This window comes from Aeromicrobium sp. 10G20-16 (assembly GCF_055809665.1).
Genome location: NZ_CM147919.1, coordinates 636,797 through 653,183 on the forward strand (window position 1 = coordinate 636,797; position 16,387 = coordinate 653,183).

Below are 16,387 nucleotides of genomic sequence, written 5' to 3' on the forward strand. Positions count from 1 at the left end.
CGCGGCGTCCGCCGAGGTGAGACCGTCAGGCCTCGGAGTGCTCGCCTCGCTTGCGGCCACGACCGAGGACCAGCCCGGCGCCGATCAGCACGATGCCGATCAGGCCGCCCACCAGCGGGAACGTGGTCTTGACGGCGCTGAGCAGTGCCGCCTTGCCCTTGTACTCGTCGACCGTCTCCTGGGTGTTCTCGTCGGTGTACTGCAAGGTGGCCTTCGTGGTGGTCAGCACGCGCTGGCCGTCGAGCTCGAGGTAGCCGTCCTGCGACTCGCCGCCGACGATGATGACACCGGTGACCGGCTCCACCATGAACGAACGGGTGTTGGCGTAGTAGCGATCCGTCACGACGGTCGGCTTGTCAGCGACACCGACCAGCGAGCCGGGCACCGCGAGCGTGCCGGTCTTGGTGGGCTCGATGACCTGCTCGAACTTGTACACGTCGAGTCCCTTGACCTTGGCGGTGCCCATGTACTTGGCCGTCGTGGCCTCCTTGAGGGTGCCGTCCCAGAACTTGTAGTCCTTCTTCTGGGTGTCGAACGGGAACTTGAAGTACAGACCCTTGAACGGGCCACGAATGGTGGTCCCGCCGGTCTCGGAACGCGTCTTGTCCCAGTCGACGGTCTCACCGGTGTGGGCGTCGAACGCCACGAGGTCGGTCGTCGCGCTCAGCGGCGTCTCGCCACTGCCGCAGTCGAACGACGGCGGAGCGGTGCAGCTGAAGGTCTTCCAGACCGCGATGTCGCGACCGAGCTCCTTGCTGGCCTCCTCGCTGAGCTTCACGTCGCCCTCGACGATGCGGGTGGACTTCAGCGGGCCGTCGACGACGGCCGGGCCCGCGCCCACGTCGAGATACTCCGCGTCATCTCCCGGCGCCGTGGACGAGATGCTCGTGGTCTGGGTGTTGTCGGGGACCACCGCCAGGCGGTCGTACATGTAGTACTTGGACAGCACTGCGAGCACCAGGAGGAAAGCCCCCAAGAAGATGCTCGCTCTTGCCAATTTCGAACCCACAACCGACTCCCTCTGTCGATAGAAACTACGTGAAGGTAGCAGTGGTGAGGGTCACACCTGCGCGACGCGGGCGTGCGACTGCCCGCACGGACTACTCGCGAGTACGTGCCGGCCGTCCAGACCCCCTGTCTGTGCGAGAATCTCGCCTCGTGACTGCCGTCGAGAATCGTGTCGTGGAAGCCGCCGCGACCGACTCCCGCAGAAGTCGCCGGCTCGGCCCGATGTCGTCGCGATCGGTGACCCTGGTGGCAGCCGTGCTGATCGTCGCCCACACGGTCGTGCGGGGCATCTGGACCTCCCAGAGCTGGTTCCTGGTCGACGACTTCCTGTTCATGTCCGACATCGCTCGAGGCATCGACGACACCGCCTGGTACCTGCACCTGCACAACGGTCACTTCATGCCGTTGTCCTTCGGCCTGGTCAAGCTGGTGACAGTGCTGAGCCCGCCGTTCACCTGGTCGGCGGCAGCCGTCGAGATCATCACCCTGCAGCTGCTGGCGGCACTCGCCTGCTGGTGGATGCTGCGCACCGTCTTCGGCAACCGACCCGCCATCCTCGGCGGCCTCGCGTTCTACCTGCTGTGCCCCCTGACCATGACGATCACGATGTGGTGGGCCGTCGCGATCAACCAGCTGCCGTTCCAGATCGGCTTCTTCGGCATGATCGCGGCGCACGTGCAGTACTGCCGCGGACGTCGCCTGCGCTGGCTGGTCGTCGCGTGCCTGTTCCTGCTCGTCGCCTACGCGTCCTACGCCAAGACACCCTTGATCGTGGTCTCCGTGGCGATCATGACGCTCGCCTGGTTCAGCTTCGGGTCACCCTGGACGAGGACCGGCATCGCCCTGCGTCGCTTCCGGGCCGCCTGGGTCGCCTACGGCGGCATCAGCGTGCTGTGGCTGGCGATCTACTTGACCCGCGAGTCGCCCCCACCCAGCCCGCAGCGGCCGAGCGGCTTCCTCGACCTCGGGCAGGCGCTGGTGCTGCAGAACCTCGTGCCCACCGTCGTCGGAGGTCCGTGGCGCTGGGTCCCCTTCGTCAACGGCCCCATCAACTACGCCAACCCGCCGCTGGTGCCCACCGTGCTCGCAGCGCTCCTGGTGCTGGCGGTGATCGCCTACGCGTGGGCGACTCGCGAGCGCTCGATGCGGATGCTGTGGGCCGTCGGTGCCTACGTGTTCGGATCGGCCCTGCTGATCTTCGTCGGACGCGCCTTCGTCCTCGCGGTGCTCGGAGGCGAGCAGGTCGGACGGTACGTCCAGTACGTCTCCGACATCATCCCGCTGCTGACGGTGACCCTGGTGGCGATGTTCGTGCCCGTGGTCGGGTCGTTCGAGCCGGTCGTCCCGCGGGCCGACCCGATCTGGCGGGGGCCGGTCAGCCGGGGCGTCGTCGCAGTCGCTGCGGTCGCGGTCGTCGCGGGCAGCCTGTGGTCGTCGCAGGCCTACACGACCTCGTGGCGCGACTTCGGCGAGCGCACGCTGACCCAGCGCGGCATCGCCGAGATCCGGGACCAGGACCCGTTGTTCGCCGACGTCGGGGTGCCGATCGGTCTGCTGAGCCCGTTGTTCGGCGAGAACTCGGCGATCAAGAACTACTACGCGCCCCTGGGCACCCAGGTGCGGACCACCACGCGCGGCAACGACCTGGCCATCTTCGACGGGGACGGCCGGGTGACCCTCGCGGGAGTACGCCAGCCCGACTCCCCCGAGCTCGTGGCTGACCCTGACCCCTCCGGCCCCTGCCTCGACATCACCCACGACGGTCGCTGGTGGACCATCGTGCCGCCGCCCAGCTTCGGCCTGTGGCTCGAGGTCCGGTACCGCGCGACGCGCCCGGGGACGATGCTGATCGACACGGGCGACGTCCGGACCCTCCAGCCGGTGCTGCCGGGACGGCACCGGGTGCTCGTGGCGACGCCCACGCCCGTCCCCACCGTGCACGTGAGTGACCTGTCCTACGCCGACGACCTGTGCGTCGACTCGGTCCGCTACGGTCTCCCGGCGCCGCTGCCGGCGTCGCGATGAGCACCACCGAGGACCCGCTGCGGAGCCTGGCGCGCCGACTCGACGGTCGCTGGCGTCCGCGCTGGACCTCCGTCACCTGGTGTGCGCTGGGGCTCGTCGCGATCCAGATGGTGCTGCGCACCTGGGCCACCTCGCGCAGCTGGTTCATGTGGGACGACTACATCTTCATCGCCGACGTGACACGTGGCGACACCGGATTCGCGTGGCTGTTCCACAGCCACTTCAGCCTGGTGCAGCCGGTGGGGTTCGCGATGGCCTGGCTCGTCGGCGCCGCCGGGTTCTCGTGGTCGGCCTACGCCGCGAACATCCTGGTCCTGCAGCTGACGGCATCGCTGGCGTGCTGGTGGATGCTGCGTGTGCTGTTCGGCAACCGCCGACTCATCCTGCTGCCGTTGATGTTCTACCTGTTCTCGCCCCTGACGGTTCCGGCGAGCGTGTGGTGGTCCGTCGCCATCTACCAGTACCCCCATCAGATCGCCCTCTTCGGTGCGGTCGTCGGCCACGTGATGTACCTGCGCAGCGGCCGGCTTCGTCACCTGGCCGTGGCGGCGGCCTTCCTGACGCTGGGCCTCGGTGCGTACCTGAAGGCACCGCTCATCGTGCTGGTCCTCCTCGGCATCTCGTGGCTGTGGTTCACCAGCGGGTCCATCCGGTCGCGTGCGAGGCAGCTGCTGAGACTCTGGCCGGCGTGGATCAGCTACGGCGTGCTGCTGGCCGGCTACGTCGCTCTCTGGGCGTCGCGCCAGACCGGAGCCCCGCCTCGCCGGACCTGCGAGCTGCCCGGAGTCATGCAGAACTCGTTCGTCGAGACACTCGGCACCGCCGTGACCGGTGGCCCGTGGACCTGGCGCCTGTGGACCGGCGGCATCGACCCGTTCATCGCCGACTCGAGGTGTGTCCCGCAGGCGTACCGCGACAACCCTGACCTGCTGGTCGGCGGCGCCCCGCAGTCGCTCGTCGACCCGGGCCTGCTCGTCATCGTGGTGTCCTGGCTGCTGGTCGTCGCCCTGGTCGCTCACCGATGGGCCCGCCACCGTCACGCCCTGCTGTCGCTGTGGATCCTGGCGCCCTACACCCTGCTGTCAGCGGGCCTGGTGTTCATCGGCCGAGCCGGCACCTTCGGCAGCCAGGTCAGTGCTCGAGAGATCCGCTACTTCTCCGACGTGGCCGTCATCATCGCGCTGGCACTCGGCACCGCCCTGATGCCGATCGTGGGCGCTCGGGTCGCCGTGACCCCACGGGCCGAGCCCTACGTCACGCGGGGTCTGTCCGTGGCCGCGGTCCGTACGCTGGTGATCGTGTTCCTCGTGGGGTCGATCGCCTCGACGATCACCTACGTGCGGCCGTGGCACTCCACGACGAGCGACACGACCTTCCCGGAACGGCAGTTCCTGGCCGCCGTGGAGACGTCACTGGCCGCCCAGCCGCCCGGCACCGTGCGGGTGGCTGACCTGCCGCTGCCTCCGGTCGTCGCGAATCCGGTGATCTTCCCGTACAACCTGCCGTCTCGAAAGCTGGCGCCGCTCGCTCCACGACTCGAGGGCGTGACCCAGGGAACGGACCTGCGTCTGATCGACGCCAGGGGCCGGCTGCGACCAGCGACGATTCCCGATGCTCCGCGCGCGGCCCCCGGTCCGGTCCCCGACTGCGGCTACCTCGTCCAGGCCACGACCACGCGGATACCCATCACGGCGGTCGTCCCCGGCGCGTGGTGGACCCGCATCGACTACCTCGCGAACTCCGACGGTCGCGTACGGGTGCAGGCCGGCACCACGGATCGCACCATCGAGGTCAAGCGCGGACTGCACACCCTGCTGTTCCTGACCGACGGCGACTTCGGCTCGGTGTGGCTCACACCCGGCGACTTCGAGCTCACGCTGTGCGTCGACAACGTCCACGTCGGGCCCGTCGTGCCGAAGGACGGTGCCCCATGACCTCGACGACCGCGCGCCGCCCGCTGGAGCGTGGCGAGAAGGTCGTGCTGGCCGCCGTCGTGATGATCGTGGCGCACGTGGTCTTCCGCGCCTGGGCCACCTCCGGCAGCTGGTTCTACTCCGACGACTTCATCTTCCTCGGCACGACCGCGCGCGGCGCCGACACCGGGACCTGGCTGCTCACGCCGCACAACATCCACTTCATGCCGTTCGCGCTGTGGCTCACGACCTGGGTCGGGCACCTCGCTGCCTTCTCGTGGTGGGCGGCAGCACTGCAGATCATCGTCATGCAGGCCCTGGCCGCGGTCGCGTGCTGGTGGATGCTGCGCACCCTGTTCGGCGATCGTCCGGCCATGCTGGTCCCCCTCGCCGCGTTCCTGCTGTCGCCCGCCACCATCACCAGCGACGTCTGGTGGGCGGCCGCCATCAACCAGCTGCCGCACCAGATCGCCCTGTTCGGCGCCGTCGCCGCCCACGTCACCTACCTGCGCCGCGGCACCTGGGGATGGGCGCTGGTCACCGGCGCGTTCCTGGTGCTCGGCTACGCGAGCTACACCAAGACGCTGCTGCTGCCGGTGCTGCTGGTGGCCCTGACCTTCACCTACTTCGCCCGCGGCCGCCTCCTCCCACGGCTGCGACAGACGCTCGGGCAGTACTGGCACTCCACGATCGTGCTCGGCGGCCTGACGGTCGCGTACGTCTGGCTGTACCTGACCGTCGTTCCCCGGTCGCCGATCCCCAGTCCCCGGGTCCTCTTCGACACGATCGACCTGTCGGTCGTGCAGGCGGCCATCCCCTCGCTGCTCGGCGGGCCCTGGACGTGGCAGACCCTCGGGCAGCCCGGCGGCGTCGGACCGCGCCTGTTCGTCGACACGCCGTTGATCCTGACGGTGCTCAGCTGGGGGCTGTTGGTCGCGTTGCTCACGATCCAGTCCCTGCGCCACCGGCGAGCCTGGTGGCCCGCAGCCATCGTCCTCGGATACGCCGTCCTGAGCGCCGTCCTCGTCGCTGCGGGCCGCGGCACGGCGTTCGGTCCCGAGGCTGCGGCGTTCGAGCTGCGCTACTTCGCCGACCTGGCCGGCGTGTTCGCGCTCGGCCTGGGTCTGGCGATCATGCCGGTACGCGGTGCGCTCGGCTCCCTGGAGCCGCGGGACCCTCCGCTGCTCACGCTCCGTGTGCGGCGCCGCTGGCCGCGCAGCCTGATGGCCGTGCTGGCCATCGGCGCCATGATCAGCTCGGTGTCCTACGTGCGCCCGTGGCACTCCGAGCGTGAGATGCCGCAGCGCGCCTACGTCGCCCAGGTCCGCGCCGAGACCGCCCGGTCCCCCGTCACGCTCGCCGACACGTCGGTGCCCGACGTGGTGCTGTGGAACGCGGCCTTCCCCGCGAGCCTGGCATCGCGCACCCTCGCCCCGCTCGGCACCCGGCTGCGGTTCACTAAGGCCGGCAACGACCTCAAGACCCTCGACCCGAGCGGTCGCGTCGTTCCCGCCCTGCTGCCCGGCGACCCACGCAGCGATCCCGGACCCGACGGTCGGTGTGGCTACGCCGTCAGCGCGGAGGAGCCGGTCAGCATCCCCATCGCGCCGGTGATCGACTTCCCGTTCTGGATGACGATCGGGTACCTCGCCGGCGCCGACGGGCGGGTCACCGTGCGCGCAGGAACCACCGAGCGCGAGATCGCGGTCAAGAAGGGCCTGCACACCCTCTACCTGTCCACCGAGGGCGCGTACGACGCCGTCGAGATCACGCCGGTCGGCCTCACCTCGCTGTGCGTGGACGGAGTCAACGTGGGCCAGCTGGTCCCGGGAGCGGTGTCGTGACAGCCGGTTCGGCAGGGCCCGCCGAGGTCGCCCGCGAGCACGACGTCTACCCGGGTCTGGACACGATGCGCGCCGTCGGAGCGCTCGGGGTGCTCGCGACCCACGTGGCGTTCTGGTCCGGCTTCTACGCCAGCGGCCTGCTGGGCGCCATGACCTCGCGCCTGGACCTCGGCGTGGCCCTGTTCTTCGTGCTGTCGGGCTTCCTGCTCGGCCGACCGTTCCTGCTGGCCATGGCCGACGGTCGTTCAGCGCCCCGGGCCGGTCGGTACCTGTGGAAGCGGTTCCTGCGCATCATGCCGTTGTACGTCCTCACGGTGGTCGTCGCACTGGCCGCGCTTCCCGACAACCGAGGGCTGGGGTGGACGACGTGGCTGCGCACGCTCACGCTCACCCAGATCTACCCCGGCGGCGAGCTGGTCGCCGGCCTGACGCACATGTGGAGCCTGTGCGTCGAGGTCGCGTTCTACCTCGCCCTCCCCCTCCTGATGTGGCTGCTGCGCCGGGTTGCCCTGCGTCGCGGCTGGCGCATCGAGGCGGTCCTGGTCGCGTTGGCGGTCACCGCGCTCAGCGGCTGGGTCTGGCTGGCCGTCGTCCCCTCACACGTCTCCGGCGCCGCGCTGTGGCCGCCGGCCTTCGCCGCGTGGTTCGCCGCCGGCCTCGCGCTGGCAGCCGTCACCGTCGAGCTGCGCCGTCCGGGTGGACGCCGGTTCACCACGGCGGTCGACCTCGCAGCCCAGCCGGGCGTGTGCTGGTCCATGGCACTGGCGTTGTTCGCGCTCTCGGCGACCCCGTTGGCCGGCCCCATCCTGCTGCTGGAGCCCACCCCGGCCGAGGCCGTCACCAAGAACGTGCTCTACACGGTCATCGCCGTGCTGGTGCTGATGCCGTCGATCCTCGGTCGGCGCACGGGCTCGGGCTACGCCACCGTGCTGGCGCTGCCCGTGCTGCGGCACGTCGGGCTCATCTCCTACGGCATCTTCTGCGTGCACCTGCTGGTCATCCACGCCGTCACGGACCTGCTGGACCTGCCGCTGTACCAGGGGCACGGCTGGCAGCTGTTCGCCCTCACGCTCCTCGGCGCACTGGTGATCGCCGAGATCGGCTACCGCGTCGTCGAGCGCCCGGCGATGCGGTTGCGCACGATCGGCAGGTCCACCGCAGCGGCCACGGCGCAGACCACCAGCCACTGAGGCCACCGCTCGGCACCGGCCCAGCCGTCCGGGCCGTTCCACGGCAGCAGCACGTAGGCGAGCCCACCCACGAGCACCAGTCCGGCTGCGATCGGGGCGCCCCGCCGCTGCCCGAGGGTGGCGGCGATCGCGAGCCCGAGAACGGCGGCCACCAGACCAGCCGCCCCGGCCAGCAGCGCAGCCGCCACGGCACCGCCCACCGCGAGCGTGCCCGCTCTCCATCGGCGTCGAGGAGCGGCCTGGCTGCCGGCCACGGACCGCTCCGGCAGTCGCCACGCCAGCGCGAGGGTCACCAGCACCAGCATCGCCCCGAGCGCCAGGCCGGCCCGGTACAGGCCCGCGGGAGCGAAGCGCGCCGTCACCTCTCCCCCGGAGGTCACCCATCCCTGCATCCAGCCGTTGACCGTCACGGGATCGGAGGAGCCGGCGGTCCACCCGGGATTCACCGTCTGGGGGACGGTGACGACCTGGTCGGTTCCCGTGGGAGTGGTCGTGGACAACGCCGTGCTGCCGTCGCGCTGCAGCGGCGAGGCCGTGGCCCGACCGGCGACGCCGGGACCCTGGGCGAGCCTCAGCTGGACCGGCCGGAACGCGTCGCTCGGCGTCACCCGGATGCGGTTGCCGCCCGCCCGCAGCCCGACGTCGGCGCCGCCACACACCCGGGCCGGAAGCTCCGCGCGGGTCATGATCGCGCTGCGTGACACCTGCATGGCGGTGCGGAACTCGCGGCCGTCCACACCGAGGGTCGGACCGGACCCGCACCCGAGGTCGACGACCGAGGCGCTGCCCTTGGAGGGGTCGATGCCACTGCCGGGCACGGAGAGCTCGCTGATGCCCGCCGGCAGGCCGGTGCCCGATCCGTCGAAGGCCAACGACGAGCGCACGAACACGCGATCGATGCGGATCGAGACCGATCGCGTCGTCACGGGATCGAACGAGAGCCGACCGTCGACGTCCACGGCCGCCGTCTGCTGCCGTCCGTCGTCGAACGTCAGCGTGACGCTCCTGGGAGCGGAGGCCGCCAGGGTCGGATCGGTGCGCAGCCGGAGACGGTCGATCTCGGTGGGGCGACCCAGGTCGAGCGTGACCGTCGGGACGCGATCGCGCAGCGCCGCGACCCATCCGGTCTGCGGATTGCCGTCGATCATGGCCAAGGGGCCCGCTGCGGGGTCGGTCGAGGAGCTCGACGAGGTGCGCAGTCCCACACCACCGCTGAGCTGGTCGAGCAGCGCATCGCTCTGCACCGGCAGCGCGCTCACGCCCGCGGCGAAGGTCGCCGGTCCTTCGAGGGTGACGATGCGATCGAGGGTGGAGCCGTCCTCGCCGCGTCCGTCACGACCCGCCACGCACCGCGTGATGCCCTCGACCCGACGACAGGTGGCCGGGCCCTCTGCGGCGGTGAGCACGACGTCGGTGGGGTTGCCCCACGCCCGCGGCACGGTGGGCAGCACGAGGGGCCGTGCCACCGGCGCGGCCGGGACCGAGACCTCGGCGACCGACAGCTCGGTCAGCGACGGCTTGGCCAGGGAGATGCGCAGGCGCCTGGTCGAACCCTCCACACCGAGCCGCACCGGCGCACCACCGACCCCGGTGACGGCGGTCCGTCCGCTGTCGGTGGTCACCACCAGGTCACGCACTCCTGCCCCACTCGGGAGCCGGACCGTGGCGTCGGCGAGCGAGACGTCGCGGCCGTAGTCGATCTGGATCCACCCGTCCAGGTCTCCGGCCCGCCAGGCGGTGGTCGGATCACCGTCGAACGCCGACCACGGCTGCGCAGCGGGATCGATGGTCGGTTGGGTGACGTCCGAGGCCGAGGACGACGCCGTGAGCGAGTCGGCGCCGAGCAGCGTCGCGACCGTCTGCTTGTCGGCCTGCCCCGGCGACAGGTAGTCGTGCACCGGACGATCGATCCGATAGGGGTCGTCGCGCGTCAAGGTGGCGGATCGGCCGTCGGGAACCCGGCCGAACGCGACCTCCTGGCGCCGGTCGGTGTCGGTGAGCACGGTCCGGCCCGGCACCTGGCCGCGTGGCACGTCCTGGGCGAGCAGGAAGTCGGTGTCCCCCGGGAACAACCCGTCCTGCGTCAACGCCGCGGACGGGGCTCCGAACAATGCCGGGAGGTCCTGCACGGCGGTCGATCGAGCCCGCATCGAGTCGGCCGCGTCGACCTCGAACACCTCGATCGCCGGGTGCAGTGCCTGCAGCCCGCCGTTGACGAAGACGACCTGGTTGCCCGCGTCCTGGGTGGCTGGACTTCCGACGTCGGGCCCGAACGACGCGACGGGCGAGACGCCCGGCGTCGAGGACAGCGTGGAGTAGACCAGCTCGGTGTCGGTGGCCCCGGGGGCGGCCAGGTCCGACCTGACCAGCAGGTAGCGGATGCCGGACCGCACCAGCTGGTCGGACAACGCCTGCGACCCGCGTCCGCTGGCGAACGCCTCCTCGAAGGCGTCGAGGGACCGGATGGCTCCGGGCGGAGTCAGGGGCACGGCGTTGCGCACCGACCACGGCGTGGTGCCCAGCGCCTGGATGACCTCGTCGCGGGGGCGCCCCCAGAGGTAGTCACCGAAGGCGCTGCCGGGCAGCATCAACGTGTTCTGGTCCTGCGCTCGAGCCGACAACCAGTCGACCGCCTCGGTCCAGTAGCCCGGCACCTCCTCGTAGGAACCGCTGCGGGGCAGGTCCACGGTCCATGCCGGAGCCGTGGCGCCGATGAGCGCCGCCACGGTCAGCACGACGGCCCCGACCTTTCGCCGTGAGTCCGTGCGTCCGGCGGTGGCCACGGACACCGCGTGCACCAGCCCGAGCACCAGGGGAAGGCGCACCACGACGTCGAACTTGTGGGTGTTGCGCAGAGGCGCCAGGACGCCGTCGAGCAGCGATCGCACGTCGGCGGCCACCCAGCCGCCCGAGCCGACGTGGCCGAGCGTCACGAGCACCAGCCCGACGACGAGGCTGACCAGCAGCCAGGCGCGGGCAGGATGGTCGCGACGTGCCAGGCCCCAGGTGCCCAGGGCCATCACCACCACGGAGTTGAGGATCACCACGGCGACCGCGATCAGCCGAAACCCTGCGTCCTGCGTCGGGTCCAGGTACGGCAGCCAGTTGGTGGTGCCCCGCAGCGCGTCCAGCGGCGTGGCCGGGAAGGTCGTGGTGGCGGCGCTCTCGATGTAGTCCAGGAACGGTGGGCTGTACCGGCCCAGCAGCACGAGCGGGATGGTCCACCAGGCCGTCGCCGCGATCGTGGCCAGCGGCCACCAGAGCATGAGCAGGCGGCGTCGGGGTCCTGGATCGGCCAGCAGGAGCAGCACGACTCCGAGCGGCAGCACGGCCGCGGTGGCCACCGCGTTGACGCCGCCGATCGCCGCCACTGCCAGCGCGCTGAGCAACGCCCACCGGCGGGGATCGCCGCGCCGAAGCCCGATGACCAGGGGAACGAGCACCCACGGGGCGACGGCAGCCGGCCAGATCTCGATCGAGCTCGGCCCGATCACCGTGATCATGCGCGGCGAAAGTGCATAGGCGACGCCGCCGATGACGCGGGCCGTGGGCGACCCGAGGTCGAGCACGCCGCACAGCTTGACGATGCCGAGGAACGCCACGACCAGGATCAGGCTCCACCACGCCCGTTGGACGACCCAGCCCGGCGCCTGCAGCAGGTCGCCCAGCCAGAAGAACGGGCCCATCGGGAACAGGTAGCCGTACGCCTGGTTCTGCACCTGGCCGAACGAGCCGTCCGGGTCCCACAGCTGCAGGGCTCGTCCGAGGAAGGCACCCGGGTCGATGACCAGGTCGGCCTTGGTGTCGTTGACGAGCCGGCCGGGGTCCTGCACGAAGGCGAGCGCCGTGAGCGCCATGGAGACCGCCAGCAGACGCCAGCGGTGCACGGTCATCGTCATCGTCGCCGCACCACGAGGGCCAGGTTCCACGTCACCAGCTCGCGCAGGACGGGGACGCGCAGGACCCACCACGACCAGCGCGGCAGGTACCGGGGCAGGCACGACACGACCTCGACGTCCGGGCACGATCGCGCCCACCGCAGACCGGCGGCGGCGGTGACCGCGAACAGCGAGGTGCCGAAGTCGTTCTTGGGTCGGTGGCCATGTCGACGGGCGTAGCGGTCGGCCGCCCGACGACCGCCGAGCAGGTGCCACGGCGCGGTCTCGTGCCCGCCCCACGGACCCCACCACAGCGTGTAGGAGATGAACACCAGTCCCCCGGGCCTGGTCACCCGCACCATGTCGTCGGCCATCGTCCACGGTTCCGGCACGTGCTCGAGCACGTTCGACGAGTACGTGACGTCGAAGCTGCCGTCCGCGAACGGCAGCTGCATGCCGCTGCCGAGCACGGTGCCCGGTTCCGGGTCGCCCCGACCGGACAGCTCTCCGAGGTCGGCGTCGAGCGGCGTGTAGCGGGCTCCCGCGGCCCGGAAGGCCTGTGCGAAGTAGCCCGGTCCCCCACCGACGTCGAGCAACCAGGCGCCGTCGAGATCGGTGTAGCCACCCACCTGATCGGCCGAGTCACGAGCCAACGTGCCGTAGAAGTGGTCCGGGTCGCTCTGCTCCACGCCGAAGGCGCGGAACAGGCGCCACGAACGCCGCAGCGTGGGGCGCGAGGACGGCTCGGGCACCCGGTGAACGATACCTGAGGTGTGGTCCTTGTCACTGCTACGATCACCCCGTCGCATTGAGGGATGCGACGCGCGCCTGGGAGGGCGCGGGCGAGGGAGGCCGCCGGTTCACCGGCACATGTCATGCACATCTTGTTCTGCAACTGGCGCGACACGCGCAACCCCGAGGGCGGGGGGTCCGAGCAGTACGTCGAGACCGTCGCACGGGGTCTGGTCGACCGCGGTCATCAGGTCACGATCGCCTGCGCCAGCCACGACGACGCGCCCGACGACGAGGTCGTCGACGGCGTGCGGTTCGTCCGTCGCGGCCGCAAGCTCAGCGTGTACCTGCACACCTATCTACGACTGCTCACCCGTCGCTACGGGCGCGTCGACGTGGTGGTCGACGTGCAGAACGGGCTTCCGTTCTTCACCCGGTGGGCCACCCGCCGACCCGTCGTCGTGCTGGTGCACCACGTGCACCGCGAGCAGTGGCCGGTCGTCTACCCCGGTGTCGTCGGCCGCGTGGGGTGGTGGGTCGAGCACCGGCTCGCTCCACGCATGTACCGCCACAGCCGGTACGTGGCGGTGTCGCGGGCCACACGCTTCGAGCTGGCCGACCTCGGCATCGAGCCGGCGCGGGTCACCGTGGTGCACAACGGCACCGAGCCGACGCCGTCGGTGCCCGAGGCCCGGTCGGTCACGCCGCGGCTGATCGTCCTCGGGCGGCTGGTCCCCCACAAGCAGGTCGAGCACGCCATCGACGCGGTGGCCGAGCTCTCCGACCGGCATCCCGACCTGGTCCTCGACGTGGTCGGGGACGGCTGGTGGCGCGACGCCCTGGAGCAGCACGCCGAGGCCGCTGGAGTGCGCGATCGAGTGCACTTCCACGGCTTCGTCGACGCCGACGAGAAGCACCGGCTGCTCGCCCGCGCCTGGGTCATGGCGCTGCCGTCGCTGAAGGAGGGGTGGGGGCTGGTGGTCGGCGAGGCCGGCCACCACGAGGTCCCGACCGTCGCGTACGCGTCGGCGGGCGGCACGACCGAGTCGATCGACCACAAGGACTCAGGTGTGCTCGTCGACCACCCGCACGAGCTCACCGCCGAGATCGGCCGGCTGCTCGAGGACCCGGAGTGGCGCACCCTGCTGGGCACCGGCGCACGCACCAAGTCCGGCCTCTACAGCTGGTCGGCGTCGCAGCAGGCCTTCGCCGCGGTCATCGACACCGCGATCGACGACACCGCGGTCGACTGAGATCCGGACACACGACGAGGGACGAACCAGGCGGTTCGTCCCTCGTGCATGCTCGGTGCGTCGTCGGCCGTCAGTTCCCGTAGCTCACCTGCGTGGTGACGGGCTTCTCGCCGGCTCCCTGCTGGGCCTGTACGACGCCGTAGGCCGTCCCGGCAGCCAGAAAGAATGCGGCCAGAAGCGCCAAGAATTCGCTCAGTGCTTTGTTCACGTGGTGTCCTCCCTCAAGACCTGCGAATCGTAGCAGCATCCCGGGGTCAAATCAGGGTGAAGACGCGGCCGGGACCGTGGCCCGTCCACGGCTTAGGGTGGGCCTCCATGACCACCACCCTCGGCACGGCCTCGGCCCTGGTGCGCGCCGCCCGGCCCCGGCAGTGGACCAAGAACCTGCTGGTCCTCGCCGCGCCCCTCGCTGCGGGCGTCCTGGCGCAAGGGTCGGTGGCAGGCGTCGTCGCGCTCGCCTTCGTGTCGTTCACGCTCGCATCGGCCGCCGTGTACCTGCTCAACGACGTCATCGACGTCGAGGCCGACCGGCTGCACCCCCGCAAGATGCACCGTCCCGTCGCCGCCGGCGAGCTGGGCGTCCGCACCGCCCTCGTGGCGGCTGTCGCCGCGGCCGCGTGCTCCCTGGTGCTCGGATTTCTCACCGACACCGAGCTGGGCGCCACGCTCGCTGTCTACCTGGTGCTCCAGGTCGCGTACGCCAGGTGGCTCAAGGAGCAGCCGGTCATCGATCTGGCCATCGTCGCCGCCGGCTTCCTGCTGCGCGCGATCGCCGGCGGCGTGGCCACCGACGTGCCGCTGTCGCAGTGGTTCCTGCTCGTCGCCTCGTTCGGCTCCCTGTTCATGGTCGCCGGCAAGCGGTACTCCGAGCTGCGGTCCGTCGGCAGCGCCGCAGGCACCCGCACCACCCTGCTCGAGTACTCCGAGTCCTACCTGCGGTTCGTCTGGAGCCTGGCCGCGGCCGTGGCCGTCACCGCCTACAGCCTCTGGGCCTTCGAGATCTCGACCGGCGACGGCGTGAACTGGCAGGCGATCTCCATCGCCCCGTTCGTGCTCGGCCTGCTGCGCTACGCCGTGGACATCGACCGGGGTGTCGCCGGTGAGCCCGAGGAGGCCGTGCTGCGCGACCCGGTCCTCCTGGCCCTCGCAGGCATCTGGGTCGTCGTGTTCGCGATCGGGGTGTACTCCTCGTGAACCGCACCCGGCTGCGCGGCTGGGGCGGCACCGCCCCGACGTCGGCCCATGTCGAGGGCCCGACCCAGATCGAGCAGTTCCGCGCCGTGCTGCGCGACGCCGGCGACCGCGGAGTGATCGCCCGCGGGCTCGGGCGCAGCTACGGGGATGCGGCCCAGAACGCCGGCGGCACCGTGCTCGACCTCACCCGACTCGATCGGATCCTCGCGCTCGACACCGACGGGCCCGCCATCACGGTCGAGGCCGGCGTCAGCCTCGACACCGTGCTGCGCCACGTGGTTCCGCACGGACTGTGGGTGCCGGTGCTGCCGGGGACCCGCCAGGTGACGGTCGGCGGCGCCATCGCGGCGGACGTGCACGGCAAGAACCACCACGTCGACGGCAGCTTCGGCCAGCACGTCGTGTCGATGGAGGTGCTGCTGGCCTCCGGCGACGTGGTCACGGCCACCCCGGACGGACCCGAGCACGAGCTGTTCTGGGCGGTCGTCGGCGGCATGGGCCTGGTCGGCGTCGTGCTCCGGGCCACGCTGGCGCTGCACCGGGTCGAGACCTCCTACTTCGTGGTCGACACCGATCGCACCCCCGACCTGGACTCGATGGTCGACCTGCTGTCGGTGGGCGACGACCTGCACCGCTACTCCGTCGCCTGGTTCGACACCGGCACCACGGGCAGCTCGACCGCTCGCGGGGTCGTGACGCAGGGCGATGCCGCACGACTGGCGGACCTGTCCGACAGCCAGCGGGCCACGGCCCTCGAGCTCGCAGCCCCTCGACTCGGACGGTTCCCGCTCACCCCGCCGATCAGCCTGGTCAACGGTCTGACCGCCCGCGCGTTCAACCGGCTCTGGTACGCCAAGGCTCCCGAGCATCGGCGCGACGAGGTGCAGAACCTGACCCAGTTCTTCCACCCGCTCGACATCGTCGACGACTGGAACCGCGTGTACGGGCCGAAGGGGTTCTGTCAGTACCAGTGCGTCATCCCGTTCGGCGCCGAGTCCGTGCTGACCCGCGTGGTCGACCTCATCGCTGCCTCCCGGCACGTCTCGTCCCTCACCGTGCTCAAGCGGTTCGGTGCCGGCAACCGGTCGCCGATGTCGTTCCCCCTGCCCGGCTGGACCCTGGCGGTGGACCTGCCGGTCCGTCCCGGTCTCGACCTGCTGCTGGACCACCTCGACGCGCTCGTGCTCGAGGCCGGCGGACGCATCTACCTGGCCAAGGACTCCCGAGCGAGCGCTCCCGTGCTGCATCGCATGTATCCCCGGCTCGAGGAGTTCGACGCCGTTCGCCGCCGGGTGGACCCCCGAGGCGTCTTCCGCTCCGACCTGTCTCGTCGACTCGACCTGTGAGGAC

At 70.9% G+C, this 16,387-nt stretch carries 11 protein-coding genes; 7 read left to right on the forward strand and 4 right to left on the reverse strand.

Annotation, left to right across the window (positions count from 1 at the left end; genetic code table 11):
• Positions 1-25: 25 nt before the first annotated feature.
• Positions 26-958 carry a cell envelope lipid trafficking protein PgfA gene (gene pgfA, locus AC0L5F_RS03160; RefSeq protein ID WP_473315163.1) on the reverse strand — a complete coding sequence of 311 codons (933 nt, stop codon included), beginning with the start codon at positions 956-958 and terminating at the stop codon, positions 26-28.
• A 224-nt stretch (positions 959-1,182) separates the two neighbouring features.
• Here pgfA and AC0L5F_RS03165 point away from each other — a divergent pair, with 224 nt between their 5' ends.
• Genes AC0L5F_RS03165 through AC0L5F_RS03180 form a run of 4 tightly spaced genes read left to right on the forward strand, consistent with a single transcriptional unit; the run spans position 1,183 to position 7,980 of the window.
• The gene (locus tag AC0L5F_RS03165; protein WP_473315164.1) at positions 1,183-3,033 is read left to right on the forward strand and encodes a hypothetical protein; all 1,851 of its coding nucleotides are present in this window, start codon (positions 1,183-1,185) and stop codon (positions 3,031-3,033) included.
• Positions 3,030-4,967 (forward strand): hypothetical protein, encoded by a 1,938-nt coding sequence (locus AC0L5F_RS03170; RefSeq protein ID WP_473315165.1) that lies wholly within the window; start codon positions 3,030-3,032, stop codon positions 4,965-4,967. The genes AC0L5F_RS03165 and AC0L5F_RS03170 overlap by 4 nt, the downstream gene beginning before the upstream one ends.
• The gene (locus AC0L5F_RS03175; protein WP_473315166.1) at positions 4,964-6,790 is read left to right on the forward strand and encodes a hypothetical protein; all 1,827 of its coding nucleotides are present in this window, start codon (positions 4,964-4,966) and stop codon (positions 6,788-6,790) included. The genes AC0L5F_RS03170 and AC0L5F_RS03175 overlap by 4 nt, the downstream gene beginning before the upstream one ends.
• Positions 6,787-7,980 carry an acyltransferase family protein gene (locus tag AC0L5F_RS03180; RefSeq protein WP_473315167.1) on the forward strand — a complete coding sequence of 398 codons (1,194 nt, stop codon included), beginning with the start codon at positions 6,787-6,789 and terminating at the stop codon, positions 7,978-7,980. The genes AC0L5F_RS03175 and AC0L5F_RS03180 overlap by 4 nt, the downstream gene beginning before the upstream one ends.
• Here the strand turns inward: AC0L5F_RS03180 and AC0L5F_RS03185 are convergent.
• Both AC0L5F_RS03185 and AC0L5F_RS03190 read right to left on the reverse strand, forming a co-directional pair.
• The gene (locus AC0L5F_RS03185) at positions 7,893-11,873 is read right to left on the reverse strand and encodes an alpha-(1->3)-arabinofuranosyltransferase domain-containing protein (RefSeq protein ID WP_473315168.1); all 3,981 of its coding nucleotides are present in this window, start codon (positions 11,871-11,873) and stop codon (positions 7,893-7,895) included. The two genes, AC0L5F_RS03180 and AC0L5F_RS03185, sit on opposite strands and share 88 nt — an antisense overlap.
• 2 nt (positions 11,874-11,875) lie before the next feature.
• Complete coding sequence (locus AC0L5F_RS03190) at positions 11,876-12,610, reverse strand: class I SAM-dependent methyltransferase (RefSeq protein ID WP_473315169.1); 735 nt, start codon at positions 12,608-12,610, stop codon at positions 11,876-11,878.
• Between the two features lie 123 nt (positions 12,611-12,733).
• Between AC0L5F_RS03190 and AC0L5F_RS03195 the strand changes: the two genes are divergently transcribed.
• Entirely contained in the window at positions 12,734-13,843 is a 1,110-nt protein-coding gene (locus AC0L5F_RS03195; RefSeq protein ID WP_473315170.1) for a glycosyltransferase family 4 protein, read from the forward strand.
• A 70-nt stretch (positions 13,844-13,913) separates the two neighbouring features.
• Here the strand turns inward: AC0L5F_RS03195 and AC0L5F_RS03200 are convergent, their stop codons facing one another.
• Entirely contained in the window at positions 13,914-14,051 is a 138-nt protein-coding gene (locus AC0L5F_RS03200; RefSeq protein ID WP_473315171.1) for a hypothetical protein, read from the reverse strand.
• Positions 14,052-14,158: 107 nt separating this feature from the next.
• On the opposite strand from AC0L5F_RS03200, the gene AC0L5F_RS03205 reads away from it, so the two are divergent.
• The gene (locus AC0L5F_RS03205) at positions 14,159-15,037 is read left to right on the forward strand and encodes a decaprenyl-phosphate phosphoribosyltransferase (protein ID WP_473315172.1); all 879 of its coding nucleotides are present in this window, start codon (positions 14,159-14,161) and stop codon (positions 15,035-15,037) included.
• Complete coding sequence (locus tag AC0L5F_RS03210; protein WP_473315173.1) at positions 15,034-16,383, forward strand: FAD-binding oxidoreductase; 1,350 nt, start codon at positions 15,034-15,036, stop codon at positions 16,381-16,383. The genes AC0L5F_RS03205 and AC0L5F_RS03210 overlap by 4 nt, the downstream gene beginning before the upstream one ends.
• Positions 16,384-16,387: the final 4 nt, after the last annotated feature.